This window comes from Gimesia fumaroli (assembly GCF_007754425.1).
Classification (GTDB): Bacteria; Planctomycetota; Planctomycetia; order Planctomycetales; family Planctomycetaceae; genus Gimesia; species Gimesia fumaroli.
This window is the reverse complement of sequence record NZ_CP037452.1, coordinates 3,697,058-3,715,404: the sequence shown is the minus strand read 5'-3', so window position 1 is coordinate 3,715,404 and position 18,347 is coordinate 3,697,058. Positions and strand designations below refer to the sequence as shown.

The following is an 18,347-nucleotide window of genomic DNA, read 5'->3' as shown; positions in this document are numbered from 1 at the left end:
TTCCTAGTTGACAATCTTTGTCGTGCCATTATTCAAAATTAAATCCCAGACAGGATCACCACTCATCGGCTTGGCCATTGATCCTTCCAGATTCATAATGTCAGTGAGTTTGGTACTTGTCGCACCATCAGGAATTTCAATTCCAATCCGGAATAACCGATTGCGATTCGCGGGATCACTCAAATCAAACTCAGTTCCATCACTGGGAGGATTTGGCATCGGGTCCAGTGGAACGCCTTCAGCATCATCCGCATGGGTAATGGTGACCGTCAGATTTGTTTCATCGTTTTCAATTCCGGACGCGCGCAGAAAATTGCGGACATCGAGAATGATTTTGTCATTCAACGTCATCCCGGAAGGCAGATTCAGATCGGCATCCATCGAAGCCAGACGCCCTGACTGAGCCAAAGCCGCATCCATAATTGTGGAAGTGTGCACAGCCTTGCGGACGGCAACCATTCCCAGAATTAACGCCAGGAAGACTGGTGCGACCAGGGCAAATTCAACGGCAGCCACACCTCTGCGGCTGGGCATTGCCTTTCCTGATTTCAGTCGTTTGTCTTGAATTACACGCATGAGTTTACTCCTGCAAACAATGAATTGATTTATTTCTGCTGTTTATTCGTGACGTCTGACAGTGTGCCCGGATAAGATCATGCTGTCCTCTTTCGCCGCAGCCTCAGCTGCTTTCACTGGATCAACAAAAAATGAACTCAGTAGCCGAACATCTTTGTAAGGAACTTCGACACGAACAATAAACAGCTGGGCTTTATCAGCATTGGATAATTCAATATCAGGTAGAGTCGAGTAATTAATCTGCTCTACATCGGTGCCGGGGGTGTCAAACGAACTGGCGTTTTTCACCATAATCGTCGCTAAATCTGAATCGAAAACCGTGTCTAGCAGACGTTTGACTTTGTCCTCGACCTGGGCGGTCGTGACATCCTCACAACGCCCCAGCTTGGCACCTTCCTGAGTCGCTTCCTGAATGATGTTTGAAACCATGTAGGCATAGCCAAATTCAAAAATGGCGTACACAAACACCAGGAAAACCGGAGTGACAAACGCCAGTTCCACCAGGGTGGCACCGGAACGTTTTGATTGCGTTTTCTGATTCAATGCCTGTCGGCTTCGCCGCGTAAACATCGCTTGCCTCTTGAAAGTAAAAATATCTGTCCCTCCTTGGTCATTTTTTGTTCTGCAAACCTGCAGAGTGCTGGGAGAACGGATTCAAGAGGGGAGGGTTTTATCCATTAAAACAATAGCTCAGGAATGGCGGTGTGCTGAGTTTTTTCTGCAAAAAAAAGGAAATCATCCTATGCTGTACCACCGCTACAGGATGTAAAACAGTTCCTTGAATCTTCACCAGACATGTTGTGAAAAAGCATCATCTGGCAGACGATTCCAGAAAAATTGTTAATTTCTTGTACGGGAAAGAGGGTTCTCCACCTGCTTCAATTGAAATTCATGCTGCTTTGGCGATACACTGTCGTCTGACGTGCCAGTTGGTTGCTTCTCAAAAATTAAAATAAAATATGTTTTGGTAGAATAAATTATGGGTAAAAAGGCTTCTTCAACTATCAAAGCAGGCTCAAATATTCGGGTAAAAGAAGGAGTCTGCGTTCCAGAATTTCCTGAAATCTGCTGCGAAGGCTGGACAGGAATGGTGGTCGAAGTCCGCGGCAAGAAAGTGGCCGATCGCACTTACATTCTTGAATGGGATGAAGAAACAGAACAGAAAATGCCCGAGGCTTATAAATCGCAGTGCGAAGAACAGGGACTGTTCTTTAAAATGGCCTGCCTGCCTGGAGATGCTTTGATACTGTCTGATTCTTAAAGCACGACGTCATGGCGGCGAATCAACAGGCCGCCATTTACAGCCTGCAGTTCATCGGCGATGTGCGCCAAGTCTCTTTCCAGGCCGGGAACACAATACTGGGGAGCCAGTTCCGCAAGCGGGACCGCCAGAAATACACGCTCCGGGATTTCCGGGTCCGGAATTATTCGATGCTCGAATCGCAACTGTTCGCGATTAAACAGTACCAGATCAATATCGATTGTTCGCGGCCCATTTTTATTCAATGGATCACGCACACGGTGCAGCTCATGCTCGATCTCGGGAATCACTTTCAGGCAGATTTCAGATACGTCCCATTCTGTTTCCAGAAGTACTGCCGCGTTCAAAAAATCATCTTGATCCGTATCCCCGACAGGCTTGCTCTGCCAAACGGAAGACCGACCGATGATGCGCCCCGATTCTTCCAGTAACCTGACCGCCTGAGGCAAATTTTCTTCCGGACAGATATTGCTGCCTAATGCCAGAAAGGCCTGATTCATTTCACACTCCGGAAAAATCGTCGCGCGTCCTCTCAACAGTCACTCCGACCGAACGGGCAAAGCGCAAGGCACCCGGCTTTTCAATCCTGATTGTCGTCTGCTGCACGCGATCATCTTTCAGACAGATTTTCGCTACTTCATCCGCCATTTTTTCGACCAGTTGAAACTGCGAATTCTCTACCAGATCAATAATCTCTTTCGTGATCGTTCGATAATTCACAGCATCACTTATTTCGTCTGAACGACCGGCTGCCCGCAAATCAACCTGCAGCGTCAGATTGATTAAGACGTCCTGCCTCTTGTTTCTTTCTTCCTCATTAATGCCAATAATGGTGCGTAGCAGTAAATCGGAAATATGAATTTGATCGGGCATATTTTTAAGAGAGGTTTAATATAGAGCAGACGTGGGTCGAATAAAGGTTACAATGACTAAAACCACTATAGTACGAGTCTACCCGATTGCACAGTTTAGAAGACTCATCTTATTGGTGGAAATGAACGATTTCTTTTAAACATTGAGCAGGCAGAATCATGAATCAACAACAAGATACAAACAGGCGAACCTGGCTAAAGCTGGCCGCTTGCCAATCTCTGGGAATCGCTGGATTCTTCAATAGCGGCTTGCTGCAACAACAGGCATTCTCTCAACCGGGAACAAAATCAGCAGATCGCCCCACGCTCCTGCTCCGTTCCGGCTGGCAGACGGTCAATATCGGTGACATCGGCCACTCGCCCGGTATTTTGAAACTGCTCGAAGTGTATGCCCCGGAATTTCAGATCATTCTCTGGCCGAACAGTGTCGATCGGGGTGTGGAGCCAATGTTGCAAAAACGATTTCCCGATCTGAAAATCGTCAAAGGCCGCCTCCGTCGAGATGGCAAATTAGATTCCAGCGACCTTGAACAGGCGTTCCAACAGGCGGATTTCTTTCTGCATGGTTCCGGCCCCAGTGTGGTTTCCCGCAGAGAACTGGCCTTCTGGAAACAATCGACCGGCAAACCTTACGGCATCTATGGCGTGACCGTCTCCAAAATCAATCCGGAATTACACGATCTGCTCTCTGGAGCCGATTTTATCTTCACTCGGGAAACCCATTCCCTGAAAAACCTCAAAGATGCCAAGGTCACCTCCGCGCACCAGGATTTCGCTCCCGATGCCACTTTTGCGATTGATTTAACAGACGATCCCAAAGCAGCACAATTCCAACAGCAACATCAGCTGGAAACAGGGAACTACCTCTGTGCGGTGCCCCGGCTGAGATTTACGCCGTATCACAAAATCCACAAAGGAATCCGCTGGTCAAAAGAGAAAATCCACGAAGTCGAATCGGTGAATAAACAATATCAGGAACTCGATCATGCAAAACTGAGAGCCGCCATTATCAAATGGGTTCGAACCACCGGGAACAAAGCCGTTGTCTGCCCGGAAATGACCTATCAAACCGAAATCATTCAACCACTGGTGATTGACCCACTTCCCGCAGATGTCAAACCGCGTGTAGTCGCCCATACCGATTATTGGCTGCCGGACGAGGCAGGTTCCCTCTATCGTGATGCCGCTGCTGTCGTCAGCATGGAGTGTCATTCTCCCATCATTGCCTGTGCATTTGGCACGCCCGGTCTTTATGTCCGCCAACCGACCGATACCATCAAAGGACAAATGTGGTACGATATCGGGCTCAAAGACTGGACCTTTGAAATTGATGAAGTCGATCAGCAACAAATTGCAGACCGTGTAATGGCTGTCGCTGGTCATAAAGAACAATCGCAAGCCAAGCTGAAATCAGTCATGCAATCAATTCAGCAACGCCAGAAACGGACCATGCAAACTGTGAAACAAGCCGTTCTCAAGTCGCATTCTACTTGAGCCAGCAATGTTTTCACTCAATCCCGGCTGAAAACTGTTCCCCTCCGGAAACCGTCAACACTTCGCCCGTCACAAAGTCAGAGCGCAAGAGATAAAGCAGGGCGTCACAGATTTCCTGGGGGTTTCCTGCGCGCTTCAAGGGGACTTTTTCAGCACGGCTTTCCAGATAGCTCGCATCCTGGCCGGGGGGCGGTAGAATCGCACCGGGTGCAATGGCATTCACCTGGACCTCGGGAGCTAATTCCAGCGACAAACATTCTGTTAACGTCACCAACCCGGCTTTGGTAATCCGATAGGGCAGGTGCCCCACACCGGCCCTCAATGCTCTCCAGTCAACGATATTGACAATCTGCCCACTTTGTCCCGGCTGAATTGCTGCTGCGAAACGCTGACACAAAAAATAAGGGGCCTTCAAATTGATATCGAAGTGGGAATCCCAGTCATGCTCGGTCGAAGTCCGCAAACTCTTATTTTCGAATACGGAAGCACTGTTAATCAGAATATCGACTTTTCCAAACTCAGCGACAGTGGCATCGATAATTTCGGAAGCCGCCTGCAGAGGCGCAGATAAATCAGCCGAAACTGCAATCGCCCGTCTTCCAAGTTGCTTGATGTCCGCACAGGTCTGATTTGCTTCCTGCTCTGAAGTGAGATAATGAATGCAGAGATCACAACCTGCTTCAGCTAATGCCAGCGCCATCGAACGCCCAATGCGAACAGCAGACCCGGTGATTACGGCTACTTTTCCTTCCAGATTCAACTTAGAGCTCCATTAAATAAAGTCACCATAATGAAAAAACCCCGGTTAAGAACCGGGGTCATTCAAAGCTCGCTAAAAAACAGCTTCATGTTATTTCGCAGAAGTCACTGCCTCTTTGACAACCGGCGTTCTTCCGAGTGCGCGCTCTATTTTGCCAACAAGAATCTGCTTTGTGAAGTCTGTTTTAAGAATATAGTCGCTCGCACCATGATTAAACGCCTGAATGATGGACGTTGTTGAACGATTTGAGGTCATTACCAGAACTTCAACATTACAGACAAAAGGAGACTCTTTAATGTATTTTACCGCTTCCGCATGACTGCCTTCACTGCCATCGATATCCAGCAGAATTAAATCAGGAACATGGATCGCTGCATCCATAAAGGCCTCTTCCACTGTAGCAGCACTCTCAACGGTGTAACGTTCGTGCAATAGCCCCTCGAATAAGGCGCGGTTCATTTCATCCGGGTCGATGATCATGACGCGTTTCTTATCTGCGTCCTCTTGGTCATAATCAATAATATCTCCCAGTTGACCGACAAAACCAAAATAGACAATGATCGGACCAATGCCTGTATTAAAAATACCACACTGAGATCCAGCTTCCGGAGGATATAATGTATCAATCTGCTCTGTTTCGATGACGGAAGGATGACCTAACAAAAACCCCATATGGTCAACTGCTTTTTTGGCCTGGCCTGCAATCATATTCGACAATTCACATGAGAAATCGGTCAGAACATGTTCGTCATCAGCCAGAGATTCATCGATCAGAAGTGAAACGGCTTTGGAAACCAGATCACGCGGTAAATTCACCACCACGATCCCTTTTCCAGGTCCATTCACTTCGATCGCAGAGCTCTTCTCATAACGAGGAGCCTCATGTACTTCGACAACTTTGACCAATTCGACAGTTGTACCAACAAAATATTTAAATACATCGAGCACTGAATTAATGACTGGTTCTGCAAACCGTCTGGTCAATGTTTCAGTCGTGTGGGTAGCTGGAATGAGAGACATAGCACAAACCCGTCTTTACAAACACTGCTTTATTTAAAAACTGCGATCGGCATGAAGTTGAAACTCATTCACGCCAAAACCTGACATCAGGTTCTCGCAACAACTTAAATTTGAATATTGATTGCCTAAACTATATGTCAGAAATCTCTATTTGCAGTTCCCCATTGATTGCGGAAGACCGTTCTCACCCGTCAGGAAACCACAAATTAGACAAAATTAGCACAATCCATCGACAATTTGGGATAGATCGTGTAAACCAGACAGACGAAACTAAAATGCTAACTCGTGCTTTCTTAACTAGATAACACCAAGAAACGTCCTCAAAACTCTTGTGGGCAATAAAGGAACCGGAAATGAAACCTCTGCCTTTACTTTTTCGCATTTTTTTCATCATATTGGTGACTTCACTTTTGCTCTTTCCTCAAAGTGAAGTATATACCTCCACAAAAGATACAGGGAAATCTGAGTGGACTGGCAAACAAGACGAATGGAATGGCTTTCAACGATTCCGCTTTCAGATTGCAGGACGCAACTGCTATGTAGTGACTCCCAGGAAAACCGCCCCCGGAAAACCCTGGGTCTGGCGCGCCCGATTTCCAGACTTCCACTATGAAATGGATATCGAACTCCTGAAGCAGGGATTTCATATCGCCTATATGGACGTGGCGAACCTGTTTGGATCACCGCAGGCAATCGAGTATGGCGATCAATTCTACGACTACTTGACAAAGCAACACGGATTTCAATCGAAAGTCGCTCTTGAGGGAGTCAGTCGGGGAGGCCTTTTTATTTACAACTGGGCTCTAAAAAATCCAGAGAAGGTCAGTTGCATCTATGCTGATACCCCCGTTTGTGATTTCAAAAGCTGGCCGGGCGGAAAAGGAAAAAGTCAGGGATCAGCGGCTAGCTGGAAGGCCTGTCTCAAAGCATACAAAATGACCGAAGCGGAAGCACTGGCATACAAAAACAATCCCATTGACCGCATCCAGATCATTGCCGAAGCCGGGATTCCTGTATTGCACATCGTCTCGGAAAATGATCAGGTTGTGCCTCCCGCTGAGAACACCTATTTGATGTTCAGCCGCGTACCGAAGAAAGATCGCAAGCACAACTTCCAGGTGATCTCGGTCAAAAAAGGGACCGAAAAATCAAAAGGGCACCACTTCCAACACCCAAAGCCGGAACAGGTTGTCTCATTCATCGTGAAACACAGCATGACACAAGAGAGTAACCCCCATTGAAGTAGCTTCTCAGAATTTGTTCATGGACGTTCAAATGAGAACATCAATAGCGAAAACATCGTTTCTCACCCGCTTTGATTTAGAAAAGAATTTTACCCGTTCAGGCAAAAAAAACGTGTTGTTCTCTTTTCATCTCCCCACTGCCAGAGAACAATAATAGAAGCAGGGATGTGATCTGATCCGAGGATAATTTAAAACCTGCCTTGAATAGAGTACTTCAAGTGAGTTCCCACCTGGTATCCGCAAAATCTGGCTTAAAGAATAGACCGCGACAAAATCGTCTCTCGCGGTCCGTCTGCGTCAACTTGCTATGCCTCTTCTATCTGATTTCCAATACCGGAATCGTTCCGCTTCTGGATCAAGGCAAACAATGCCATTGTGCCGTCGAGGTAAAAGCAGGATCAGGCTGTTGCTGCTTTAATCGTTCGCTGAAGAAAACAACAGTCTCCAAATCATGTTGCAAAATGAAAAAACAAGCGGCCCGCAGTTGCTGCTCCCAAAAGCAGAAAACATCTCCGCACTCTGAGTCAGAGAAATCGGAATCGAAACAGTGCCAGATCTCATCCCACTGCGGCTGTGGCAACTCTGCCAGCCAGGGGCTGGCTACAGCAGCTCCCCGAGATCTGAATGTACGCCCCGTTTTGAGCTCCGTGGATCACCCGGAGATCCCACTAATGATCGACAATGACCTGCCAGTCACTCTCGCGTTCTCACCAGAAACGCCGCCTCCGCAACAATTCACGTGGTAACTAACTTTGCGTTAGCAGTATTTCCGTGGTCAGTCTTTACTGTGCTTGTCCGCCGAATCTGCAGAAGCTCATACCCACCACGTAAATCGGCAAACGTCAATTCCAGCCACGTTCCCGATTGTTGATTGTATCGGATAAGGTAAACCTCCATGAAATCTTCAACACCATTTTTCAGACCACGAAGACGTGGTTTTACACTCATTGAACTCCTCGTTGTCATCGCGATTATCGCAATCCTGATCGCCTTACTCCTGCCGGCTGTCCAACAGGCCAGAGAAGCGGCCCGCCGTTCTACCTGCAAGAACAGCCTGAAACAGATCGGGCTGGCTTTGCACAACTACCATGACGTCCACCGCAGTTATCCCCCCGGATATATCGCACGTGGCGTTACTTTTGGTCAGGCCAGTAGTTTTGAAACCGGCTCTGGCTTCGCCTGGGGCACGATGGTTCTGCCCTTTATGGATCAGGCTCCGCTGTACAATCAGCTCAATCTGGACCTGGATGCCTCCGTCAGCCCAAATATTGAATTGGGCGATGAAGCCATTCCCATCTTTCGCTGTCCGAGTGACACGAATCAGGGAGTCTTTACCGTCTCCGATGGCTCAAATTCTTATATGCTCGCTTCGGCGAACTATGTGGGAATTTATGGCTACGGAAGTCTGACAGATGATCCAGGCGATCCAACTGATAAAGGAATCCTGTTTCGAAACTCGAATATCAAAATCCGTGATATTACAGATGGTTCGTCCAATACGATTGTTGTTGGCGAACGCTCGCACCAGCATCAATTCGTCGGCGCGTCGACGGTCGTCGAGGCCGATTCCACCTGGTACGCCGCCATTCCCAATGTCACACGTCCTTCCGGAATGATGATGATGCCAGTCGAAGGTTCTGCATCATTAATTTTAGGACACGTAGGGCAGGGAACTGGAATGATGAGCATGCAGCACCCACCAAATACGACCAACCATATCGCTAACTTCTCCAGTAAACATGAAGGGGGAGCTCATTTTCTCCTAGGCGATGGCGCCGTTCGATTTCTCAGTGAAAACATACACTACGAAACCTTTCGATATCTGGGAACGATTAGTGACGGGAATGTCATCGGAGAATTTTAAGAGAGTTCCACTGAGTTAACGGCCATCCTGATTGAGGCCGGGGTACCCGAGAGTATCCCGGCCTTGTTTTTTGGAGGCCCCCGATGTGTTATCTCCCACCCCCGCGACCAATGGGGATCTGAAAACAAAGGTGTCGTATTTCATTCCTGTAGATTTTGCGCATCCCGGCCTGAAAGGGGACTGGAAAACCAGAGCCATGCGGGGCCTTTCAAGACAATCGGAAGCCCAGAGTTTGCCAAGAGTTGGACCTCAAAGTCAGGGAAACAGATCCCCGGGACTGATTCCTGTTCTATTTTTGTAAATTCCACGCAAAATGGTGAATTTATTTCTTGTATTTTCTTGAGCGATCACATAATAATCTCGAACTTTTAAAAAAGCGTACCGATATAGGCATTACGATTCGAAATCGTCTCGAACAGTTTCATTAACAATCGGATGCCCATTTTTTCTGGCACCTCTAGTGGAGGGTTTATGAGTTGCATAAAGGAAGACATCTTCTCATTGATTGTCGTAATGTCCCGCGGGACGTTTGTCTAAACGACCAACTGGTACTTGAAGCCATGGCGCGGGGAGCAACACGCGCTGGTGCAACTGTGATTTCACAGGTTAGATATCACTTTGGTCATAATTCTGCACCGGGCTTCACAGCTATGTGCCTTCTAGATGAAAGCCACTGCTCAGCTCACTGCTATGCCGACTTAGGCTTAATCGCTCTCGACGTCTTCACCTGTGGCGAAACCGACCCGAATGACGTATTACGTTACATTCGGGAAGAAGTCGACCTAGGAGACGTCAGCATTCTTGAGATGCCCCGATTCCCCATCCCTAATGGGAGACCTGCTTTACAGGAACCAGCCGGTTCCCACACGGAAGCAGAACAGGTCGTCGCTCTATAAATTCTCATCCGATCAATCCCACCTGGAAAGACTCCTGAAACTGGTTCCAGTTCTCGATTTGAACCCAGTCTGGGTAATTTGACTGGTCTTGAATACTAAGATACCATCACAACACGCCAGGTGCGTTTCGATGTCTGTTGACAGTCACCGAACGCACCTGACGGATGGATCGATTCCAGGCAAACGATACTTCAAGCGACATCAATAGAAAGCAAAAAATGAGCGGAGAACGAGAATTCCACGATGGTCGAGGCGATGGCTTAAAGCCTTTGAAGAGCCTGGATCTTTCCAGCGTCAATTCCTTCTCTGACCTGCTTCAAGCCATGTCCGAAACGGCGTTCTCAGGGCGAAAGCTCGGTGTCGCATACGACATTCTACTGGAAATGTCACAAGATACAGAATGCAAAGCCATCCTGACACTTTCCGGCGCCATGACCGTCGCCAAGCAAGGCAGCATCATCTGCGATATGATCGACCGCGGTCTGGTCCGCGCAGTGGTCGCCACTGGCGCGCTCATCGCACACGGCTTGACCGAATCGATCGGGCTGGTACATTATCAGTACAACCCTGCCGATTCGGACGAAACCCTGTATAAAAAGGGCTACAACCGCATCTATGATACACTGGAAATGGAGTCCAATCTGAATAACGTCGAGCGACTGGTCCGTTCCGTGCTCAGAGAATCCCAACCCGAAGACGGCGTCTGGTCTTCAGCCCGACTCTGCCGTGCCTTAGGCAAACGTCTTTCCGAAATCGATGAAGGTCGAGGCATCCTCAGAAGTGCCTACGAACAAAATGTCCCCGTCTTCATCCCCGCATTTACCGACAGCGAAATCGGTCTCGATGTCTCCACCTGGGCCATGTCGGAATACATCGCCCGGTCGGGTAAAGCACTGGAAGACCTTGATCAGACCGAGATCCTGACAGCACTTCCCAGCTTCAACCCCTTTATAGACCTGCAGGAATACGCTCAACTGATGCGGGATGCCTCCACCCTGGGTATCTTCACTATCGGAGGCGGCGTCCCCCGCAACTGGGCACAGCAGGTCGCCCCGTATTATGAAATCGCCAATTATCGGCTCGGTACCGAGTGGAAAGAGCCCCGTTTCAAATACGGCATCCGCATCTGCCCCGAACCGGTTCACTGGGGTGGACTTTCCGGCTGCACCTATTCCGAAGGGGTCAGCTGGGGCAAGTTCGTCTCCCCGCAAGATGGCGGCCGCTTCGCCGAAGTCTACGCGGATGCCACCGTCGTACTACCGCTGTTAATGAAAGCCGTCTTCGAGAAACTGGACGAGCCCAGCTAGTCCTTCGGGAGCTCACTCTTTCCGGCCCAGCGCAGTGCATTATAGAACGCAGTTCGTGGTCCGGGGTAACGCTCACAGTGCGGACTAAACAGAAACACGCGGCCCTTTCCATGGTTACCACAAACAATCGCCGGAGTATCAGTTAGTTTCTTTTTGGATTTCCTGTCCTTCGGCTCGGTACGAAAATAAGCCAGGATTTTGACACTCTCATCGGCTTCGTTCATTTTTCTCACAGCAACCGGCCCCCCCGAAAACTTGGCAGGATGACTCCCTTTGACCCGAAGTTCTGCATCCGCTTCAAAGTCTAGCTGCACCTTGCCAATTCCTGAGGAACCAGACACATCGATCGGCAGCAGATGCAGATGCAAGTCAGAATCGGAACTGGCCAGGAACATGCCCGCGCAAATGCCGACATAACCACCTCCGGCTTTCACAAACTGAACGACCGCCGCACGTCCTTCAGGCCCCAACCCCTTGGACTGCCGATTGGATAGCCCTCCACCAATCAACAACACATCGAACTGAGACAAACCGCCCGATTGTATCTCAGCTGGTCCGATTAAAGCCGTTTGAAACTCAGGGAACGTTTTCAATGACTGTTGAATCCAGACCGGATCATGACCGCTGCTGCTGACCGCCCCCGGCCCCTGATAGATGGCCAGTCGAATCCGGCCCTTTTCCTGCTGCTGCGGCATCATATCATCCGCTGAAGCGGATTCAGGTCGCATTTTCAATTGGAACAATAACGAATGCACCGCGGCCCGCTGCTGACGCGTACGTAACCATAAGCGTCGCTTCTTCGGGTCCTTGGAGGAACTTACTATAGAAATGGTGGGATATGCGGCGTCACTCTCATTCAACAGTACCAACTTCCACAGTGGTTCCTCAGCGCCTCCCGCTGTCTGTGCAGCAGAAGCCATCGCGTTCAACTGCTTCTGAAGCTGCGGACGATTTCCACTACCAAAGATCGTGGCGCCATTCGCTTCGTGAATGATGGATTTGGCATCGAACGATTCCGACAGTTGAATCACTAAATCCGGCTTTACTTGATCGAGGACTTCTTGAACCGAATTCGCCCACCGGCTTTGATCGCCCAGACGGGACTGCTGTTGTTCATGAATCAGGGGACGCTCATTCCCCTGCAACAGAACCACCAGCGAGCCGCGGGAAACGTCCCAGTTCACAATTTGTGATGCAGCATACACACCGGCAGGCTCCGCTTCAGCAGCATAGCCAATCACAGCCACCGTCGGACCAGACTCCGCTGAAGTATGAATGCAATATTCAACGGGCTTCGCCCGGACCACTACTTGAGCCCCTAAAATCAACAGGACGAATAACAGACTCCGCACCAGATTCATCATTCATACCTTCCGCTGATATAATCGAAACCAGTAAATAAACAGATCTGGTCTTGATTATAAAAGTGGGCAGAGTCTCTTCAATTCAACCTTGACGATGGGTTACATCCTGTCACTTTGAACCGAAAACAGTTTCATCCCTGTTTCATAGTGGTTTTCAACCTCAAAAGAGCAGGGGACTATTTCAGTGTTGCATTCTGATCAATTTTCTTTGCAGAATCTTCATCAAAACTAAGCGCACCATCTGAAGTGACTACTCGGAAAGCTGGCGTGGGTCGGTCTTCAGATAACGAGCGATCCCCAGTCCCAACTGTCGGCCCACAGTCATATATCCCGCCGGATGACTATGCTTTGTATTCCAGCAGGTCTCCAGCGTAATCCCCACCACACACTCACGGGTTGCGCTGCGAACCCAGTTACTGGAGATTTCCTTCCAGCGTTGATCATACTTAGGTCCGGTCGACGGGGTATTCTGATCCAACTCCAGGGGCACTTTCATCTCATGCCGACAAGCGGCAATGAACGCATCCTGAAGCTGTTTTCGTTTTTTTGTCGCCAGTTCCGGGGGCGTGACATAAAAAAACGGCCGTTTGGAGTTCGAGCCTGGATTGTGCAAATCAACAAATAGTACCAGCCGCTTCTGCTGATCAAAGGCTTTCAAAGACCGCATCGCCGTTTTGACAGAATTCCATTGCGGCGTTTCTGACCAGTCCCGGTTATGATCATGTGGAACCTGATTTTTGCCCCCGTTTCCGGTCGCCACATTATCGATGTCCATGATCGGGACAAAATAAATGTCTGCTTTCTTTCTCAATTCCACGGCCTGTGGAGCATCACTGACCGCCCATTCAATGAACCCGCGACCGACCCAGCTGCCGCCTGACTCCCACGCATGCTGACGGGCCTGAACCCAGATCACCATTCGCGAATCCGTCTCGCTCTCGTCGTGGCTCACCACTAACGCGGGAACTTCGCGCCCCGCGCGTGTCTTGCATAACTCAAACGCCGCCACATCAGAATGCTCCCGGCTCAATCGTTCGACCAGTTTTTTCGCATCAGCGGGTACAAACGGCGGCCCCCAGGCAAACCATGCCTGATTCGCATCTACCTTCACCGACCACTGGCAAGTCCCATCAGATCTTACTCCGACGGGCGTTTGCAGCCAGTGTTTCTGATCGACACTGTAAGCAGCCTGTTCAGGCAGAGCCCAATTGCTGGACAGTTTCTTACCGTTCGCCTGCTTCATCTGACTGGCATCGACGGTGACGGTGATCTCTTCGCCGGGTTGAATTCCGGTCACTTGAAAATACCACCAGCAAGGCCAGCCAAACTGCGGATCTCCCGCAGGGCGTATTTTAATGGACCGTCCAGTCTGATCGATCTCCAGGACTTCCGCAGATCCTCCGTCAAACGCAGAAGAAACAGTAAGCTCACCAGCCCCTGCATGCGGGGCAGCAACAATGACTGACAGAATCAATCCGATCAAACCAATACGTCGCCCCAGCATACCTGCTCCTTAGATCATCGAACTTATTTCAAGATACCAGTCGCCACTTTTCCCTGGCCAGGCTCAACCAGCGCGACAGGCTGGGCATTATGTGCGTAGTTTAAGTCTTCGTAATTCAAACCAAATTGATGTAGCAGAGTCGCATGAAAATCATGCTGGGTGACCACATCCTTAACGGCTCGATGACCAAAGTCATCTGTCGCACCATGAATGTGGCCCTCTTTGATTCCGCCACCTGCCATCCAGATACTGAAACCTTCGGTATTATGATCGCGGCCCGGCTTCTTCCCTTTTCCACGATCCTGAATCACAGGCAGCCGTCCCATTTCGCCCCCCCATTGAACCATAGTGGAATCCAGCAGACCCCGATTTTTCAAGTCGGTCACAAGGGCGGCACATGGTTTATCACAGGAATCACAGCGACGCTGTAGCGATTCAAAGATATTTTCGTGCATATCCCAGGCATAATTCCAGATCTGCACAAAACGCACACCACGCTCGACAAACCGTCGCGCCAGAATACAGGCGTCGGCAAATTCTTTCGTCACCGGATCATCAACGCCATACATTTTATGCGTCGCTTCGGTCTCTTTGGTCAGATCCAACGCTTCTGTCGCAGCCGTCTGCATACGGGCCGCCAGTTCATAACTGGCAATCCGGGCCGCCAGATCGTCTTCGCCCGGATGACGTTTCAGGTGAATCTGATTCAACTCTTTCAACAGGTCCAATTGATTTGCCTGTGGCTTACCTCTCAATTCCCGGATCGGATTCAAATTGGCAATGCGAGGCTCTGATTTGCTGACTACCGTTCCCTGATAGATGGAAGGCAACTGGCGACTGTCCCAGTAAGGAGAACCAACGGGATTTCGGGGAATCGTAATCGCAACGAATGCAGGAAGATTCTGCGTCTCTGCCCCCAAACCGTAAGTGATCCAGCTCCCCAGTGAAGGCCAGCCTTCCCGTCCGCGACCGGTGGTCATCGCCCGCATGCCCGCGACATGATTCCGTATATTCGGCAGTTGCATCGAGCGGATCAACGTGATGTCATCGACGACTTCTCCCAAGTGAGGCAGCATCGCCGTGTTGATCTCCATCCCCGATTCACCGCACTTTTTGAACGTATCGGGCGCGGGCATGATGATCGACGTCGCCTGACCGGCGTTATCGTATTTGATCCCATCTCCGGGAAAGCGCTTACCCGCGTATTGATCAAGCATCGGCTTCCGATCAAACAAATCCAGGTGGCTCGGGCCGCCGCCACAGAAGATCGAAATCATCGACTTGGCCCGTGCCGGGTGACTCGTTTTCTTGGGAAGCAGATCGTATGTTTTCTCTTCCAGGGCAGGCTTTTCCGGGGCCGCCAGCAATTGCTCATCGTTTAACAGTGATGCCAGCGCCAGAGAAGAAACACCGAACGCACTCTGGGCTAGAAAATGTCGACGAGAACTGGCAGAGGTTTGATCAAATTGTTGTGACACAACTCACTCCCTTTGGAGATCAGGTAAACTATTTAGTATGCCGTGTAATTGTATTTACTCAACATAGAGAAACTGGTTGGTCCCGAACAGAACATGACAGATCGCAGCCAACGCTTCCTGCCGGGGTCCTTTGACTTTCTTTGATTCGTATTCTTTGAGCTGTAACGCGAAGCTTTTCTCCAGCGCCTGCATTTCTGCAGCCGAAGGCTCTGTACTGAGCGCCATCTTCCAGGCCGTTTTGATCAATATCGCATCATCAGCGTCTTTACCAGCACTCGTCAGCACCCGCTTCGCGAACGCCACCGACTGATTTCGCATAAACTCGCTGTTGAGCAACGCCAGCGATTGTGTGGCTACCGTCGAAAACACTCGACGTTCACAATTCGGTTCCATACTGGGAGCATCGAAGGCATTCAGCATCGTGACAGGTTGCGTCCGACGCACCTGGATATAGATCGACCGCTTCAACTCGCGCCGATCTTTGGAAATCTTCCCGGCACCCACGGTAATAATTCCACTGTCTGACAGCGCGACGGGAACCGGCACACCAAATTGATCCCGATTCAGATCGCCACTGACCGCCAGGATAGCATCGCGGATCGCTTCCGCTTCCAGCCGTCGCATGGTCATCCGCCATAACAGACGGTTGTCGGCATCGATCGCAGCCGCTTTCTCCGAATGCGCAGTGGAAGTCTGGCGGTACGCCCGCGAGGTCATAATCAGACGATGAATTCGTTTTAACTGCCAGCCATGCTCCATGAAATCAGCGGCCAGCCAGTCCAGCAATTCCGGGTGAGTCGGGATCGCCGAACGAGAACCGAAATCGCCCGTCGAATCGACAATCGCCTTCCCGAAATGATGCATCCAGAACCGGTTCATCAAGACGCGTGCCACCAGCGGATGCTTCCCGTTCGTCAAATAGCGGGCATACGCCAGGCGGCGTCCGGTGGTCGGCAATTCCGGATTATTAACGGGAAATACGTTCTCGGTTTCAGAACCAATCACCGTCAAACCACCGGGGGCAATCTTGTCTTCTTCGGGCGAAGAAATATCGCCACGATAAAAGACGAATGTTTCAGGCAGATGCTGTGGATCTTCGGTCGCGACTCGAATGTATTCCGGCTGGGGAATCCGGGCTCTGAGCTTATCCGCTTTTTCTTTGATATCTTCGTAGCGTTTTTTCAGCTCATTCCCATCCTTGTAACGCGCCAGAAACAAATGCAGTCGGCCCGGCACTAAAAGATCCAGCATCGGATATTTCTTCTTGAGAAACTCAGCCTGCTCTTTTGAGCGTTTCTTCACTTCCGTTTCGTAAGCCAGTTTGGCCTGTTCTCGCTCCGCGTCCGGAATTTCTTTCAAAACCCGCTCGGCTATCAGCTGCGTGACGTCTGCTTTGACCTTGTTGTGCTCGGCGTCGAGTTCCTTAACCTGAGCCGTTAGTTTGGCGGCCTTGGCTTTGTCTTCGGGTGACATCAACGCCGCCCGACGACTGGCAGGCTTTCGCCACTTCTCTGCGTCATACACGGGAGCAATTACGGCTCGTAACCGGTAAAAGTCTTGCTGCGGAATCGGATCAAATCGATGATGATGGCACTCAGCGCAACCAATGGTCATACCTAATAAGGACGACGACATAATTTTGACGGTCTCGGTAATCACCTGATTTCGCGCGATTGCCGGGTCCATCGGACTGGAACCGGTTCCGTCAGGTGCCAGTCTCAAAAAGCCGGTTGCGGTCAGCTTTTCACAAACAGCGGGATCCTGATCGACAAGTTTCTGAGCCGACGCGTGCGTCGCTTTCACGAGTTCGTCACCCGCCAACTGCTCTGTAATAAACTGATCCCAGGGCTTATCGGCATTCAGAGAGCGAATGACATAGTCCCGATAATGCCAGGCATCCGGGCGAATAATATCCTTGTCATTGTAGCCTTCCGAGTCCGCATAGCCGGCTACATCCAGCCAGTGCCGCGCCCAACGTTCACCGTAATGCGGGGAAGCCAGCAAGCGATCAATCATTTTTTCATACGCATCCGGCGACTGATCTGCCAGATAGACTTTGATCTCTTCCGGAGCGGGGGGGAGCCCAGTCAAATCAAAGGCAGCCCGTCGGATCAAAGTCAGTCGATCCGCTTCTTCAGAGAACCAGAGCCCGTTTGCGTTCAACTTCCGCGCGATAAACGCATCGACCGGATTGACATCGGTCTTGTTTTGTTCTTTTAGCAATTCCGTCACTTCGGGAACCGCTGTTTTCCTGATCGGTCGAAATGCCCAATGTGTGCGTTCATCTTCGGTAATCAGAAAATCGCCCGGCTTGATCTCTCCCTTCGGCTCGGGACCGGCCGAAGCGCCCTGATCAATCCACTTCGCAATCAACGCAACTTCTTCGGGCTTCAAACGCAGCTTTTCATCGGGTGGCATGTCTCCCGATTCCACGTATTGGAACAACAGACTCTCTGCATGTTTGCCCGGTACGATTGCCTCACCGGAATCGCCGCCCTTCATCAGCAGGCGACGTAAACGGACATCCAACGATCCGGAAAGTTCTTTTTCCTCGCCATGACAATGAAAGCAATAGGCTTTAAATATCGGACGAATCTCTTTCTCAAAGGTGACTTTGGAGTCAGCAGCGTTGAGAGAGACGCTCCAGGTAAGACAGGAAACAAATCCCGTCAGCAATAAAGTGATGGCTCGGTAGTACAAAGCATGG

At 50.1% G+C, this 18,347-nt stretch carries 17 protein-coding genes; 7 read left to right on the top strand and 10 right to left on the bottom strand.

The annotated features are described in order from the left end of the window. Window positions 1–3: 3 nt before the first annotated feature. Both Enr17x_RS14265 and Enr17x_RS14260 read right to left on the bottom strand, forming a co-directional pair. Window positions 4–576 carry a TadE/TadG family type IV pilus assembly protein gene (locus Enr17x_RS14265; RefSeq protein WP_145309793.1) on the bottom strand — a complete coding sequence of 191 codons (573 nt, stop codon included), beginning with the start codon at window positions 574–576 and terminating at the stop codon, window positions 4–6. Window positions 577–618: 42 nt separating this feature from the next. After that, window positions 619–1,146, bottom strand: a complete 528-nt coding sequence (locus tag Enr17x_RS14260; RefSeq protein WP_145309791.1) for a TadE/TadG family type IV pilus assembly protein — start codon at window positions 1,144–1,146, stop codon at window positions 619–621. A gap of 409 nt (window positions 1,147–1,555) precedes the next feature. On the opposite strand from Enr17x_RS14260, the gene Enr17x_RS14255 reads away from it, so the two are divergent. Beyond that, window positions 1,556–1,837 carry a hypothetical protein gene (locus Enr17x_RS14255; RefSeq protein ID WP_145309789.1) on the top strand — a complete coding sequence of 94 codons (282 nt, stop codon included), beginning with the start codon at window positions 1,556–1,558 and terminating at the stop codon, window positions 1,835–1,837. Here Enr17x_RS14255 and folK read toward each other — a convergent pair. Then, entirely contained in the window at window positions 1,834–2,337 is a 504-nt protein-coding gene (gene folK, locus Enr17x_RS14250; protein ID WP_145309787.1) for a 2-amino-4-hydroxy-6-hydroxymethyldihydropteridine diphosphokinase, read from the bottom strand. The two genes, Enr17x_RS14255 and folK, sit on opposite strands and share 4 nt — an antisense overlap. 1 nt (window position 2,338) lies before the next feature. Then, window positions 2,339–2,710, bottom strand: coding sequence for a dihydroneopterin aldolase (gene folB, locus Enr17x_RS14245; RefSeq protein ID WP_145309785.1), 372 nt, complete (start codon window positions 2,708–2,710; stop codon window positions 2,339–2,341). A gap of 158 nt (window positions 2,711–2,868) precedes the next feature. Between folB and Enr17x_RS14240 the strand changes: the two genes are divergently transcribed. Beyond that, the gene (locus tag Enr17x_RS14240) at window positions 2,869–4,203 is read left to right on the top strand and encodes a polysaccharide pyruvyl transferase family protein (RefSeq protein WP_145309783.1); all 1,335 of its coding nucleotides are present in this window, start codon (window positions 2,869–2,871) and stop codon (window positions 4,201–4,203) included. Between the two features lie 13 nt (window positions 4,204–4,216). Here Enr17x_RS14240 and Enr17x_RS14235 read toward each other — a convergent pair whose 3' ends face one another. Further along, complete coding sequence (locus Enr17x_RS14235) at window positions 4,217–4,963, bottom strand: SDR family oxidoreductase (protein ID WP_145309781.1); 747 nt, start codon at window positions 4,961–4,963, stop codon at window positions 4,217–4,219. A 90-nt stretch (window positions 4,964–5,053) separates the two neighbouring features. After that, entirely contained in the window at window positions 5,054–5,983 is a 930-nt protein-coding gene (locus Enr17x_RS14230; RefSeq protein WP_145309779.1) for a response regulator, read from the bottom strand. A gap of 353 nt (window positions 5,984–6,336) precedes the next feature. On the opposite strand from Enr17x_RS14230, the gene Enr17x_RS14225 reads away from it, so the two are divergent. From Enr17x_RS14225 to Enr17x_RS14205, 5 genes are all read left to right on the top strand, one after another. Beyond that, window positions 6,337–7,224 (top strand): alpha/beta hydrolase family protein, encoded by an 888-nt coding sequence (locus tag Enr17x_RS14225; RefSeq protein ID WP_145309777.1) that lies wholly within the window; start codon window positions 6,337–6,339, stop codon window positions 7,222–7,224. A 464-nt stretch (window positions 7,225–7,688) separates the two neighbouring features. Further along, window positions 7,689–7,973: a hypothetical protein gene (locus tag Enr17x_RS14220; RefSeq protein ID WP_145309775.1), complete on the top strand. Its 285-nt coding sequence runs from the start codon at window positions 7,689–7,691 to the stop codon at window positions 7,971–7,973. 149 nt (window positions 7,974–8,122) lie between these two features. Continuing rightward, the gene (locus tag Enr17x_RS14215; protein ID WP_145309773.1) at window positions 8,123–9,091 is read left to right on the top strand and encodes a DUF1559 family PulG-like putative transporter; all 969 of its coding nucleotides are present in this window, start codon (window positions 8,123–8,125) and stop codon (window positions 9,089–9,091) included. Between the two features lie 476 nt (window positions 9,092–9,567). Next, entirely contained in the window at window positions 9,568–9,987 is a 420-nt protein-coding gene (locus Enr17x_RS14210) for an S-adenosylmethionine decarboxylase family protein (RefSeq protein ID WP_145309771.1), read from the top strand. 218 nt (window positions 9,988–10,205) lie between these two features. Beyond that, window positions 10,206–11,294, top strand: a complete 1,089-nt coding sequence (locus tag Enr17x_RS14205; protein ID WP_145309769.1) for a deoxyhypusine synthase family protein — start codon at window positions 10,206–10,208, stop codon at window positions 11,292–11,294. Here the strand turns inward: Enr17x_RS14205 and Enr17x_RS14200 are convergent. The 4 genes from Enr17x_RS14200 to Enr17x_RS14185 all read right to left on the bottom strand — a co-directional run bounded on the left by Enr17x_RS14200 (window position 11,291) and on the right by Enr17x_RS14185 (window position 18,340). Beyond that, window positions 11,291–12,658 carry a BPL-N domain-containing protein gene (locus Enr17x_RS14200; protein WP_145309767.1) on the bottom strand — a complete coding sequence of 456 codons (1,368 nt, stop codon included), beginning with the start codon at window positions 12,656–12,658 and terminating at the stop codon, window positions 11,291–11,293. The genes Enr17x_RS14205 and Enr17x_RS14200 overlap by 4 nt on opposite strands. A 250-nt stretch (window positions 12,659–12,908) precedes the next feature. Then, window positions 12,909–14,162, bottom strand: coding sequence for a M14-type cytosolic carboxypeptidase (locus tag Enr17x_RS14195; protein ID WP_145309765.1), 1,254 nt, complete (start codon window positions 14,160–14,162; stop codon window positions 12,909–12,911). 23 nt (window positions 14,163–14,185) lie between these two features. Continuing rightward, window positions 14,186–15,640, bottom strand: a complete 1,455-nt coding sequence (locus tag Enr17x_RS14190) for a DUF1501 domain-containing protein (RefSeq protein WP_145309763.1) — start codon at window positions 15,638–15,640, stop codon at window positions 14,186–14,188. A gap of 54 nt (window positions 15,641–15,694) precedes the next feature. Then, window positions 15,695–18,340 (bottom strand): DUF1553 domain-containing protein, encoded by a 2,646-nt coding sequence (locus tag Enr17x_RS14185; RefSeq protein WP_145309760.1) that lies wholly within the window; start codon window positions 18,338–18,340, stop codon window positions 15,695–15,697. Window positions 18,341–18,347 lie beyond the last annotated feature (7 nt).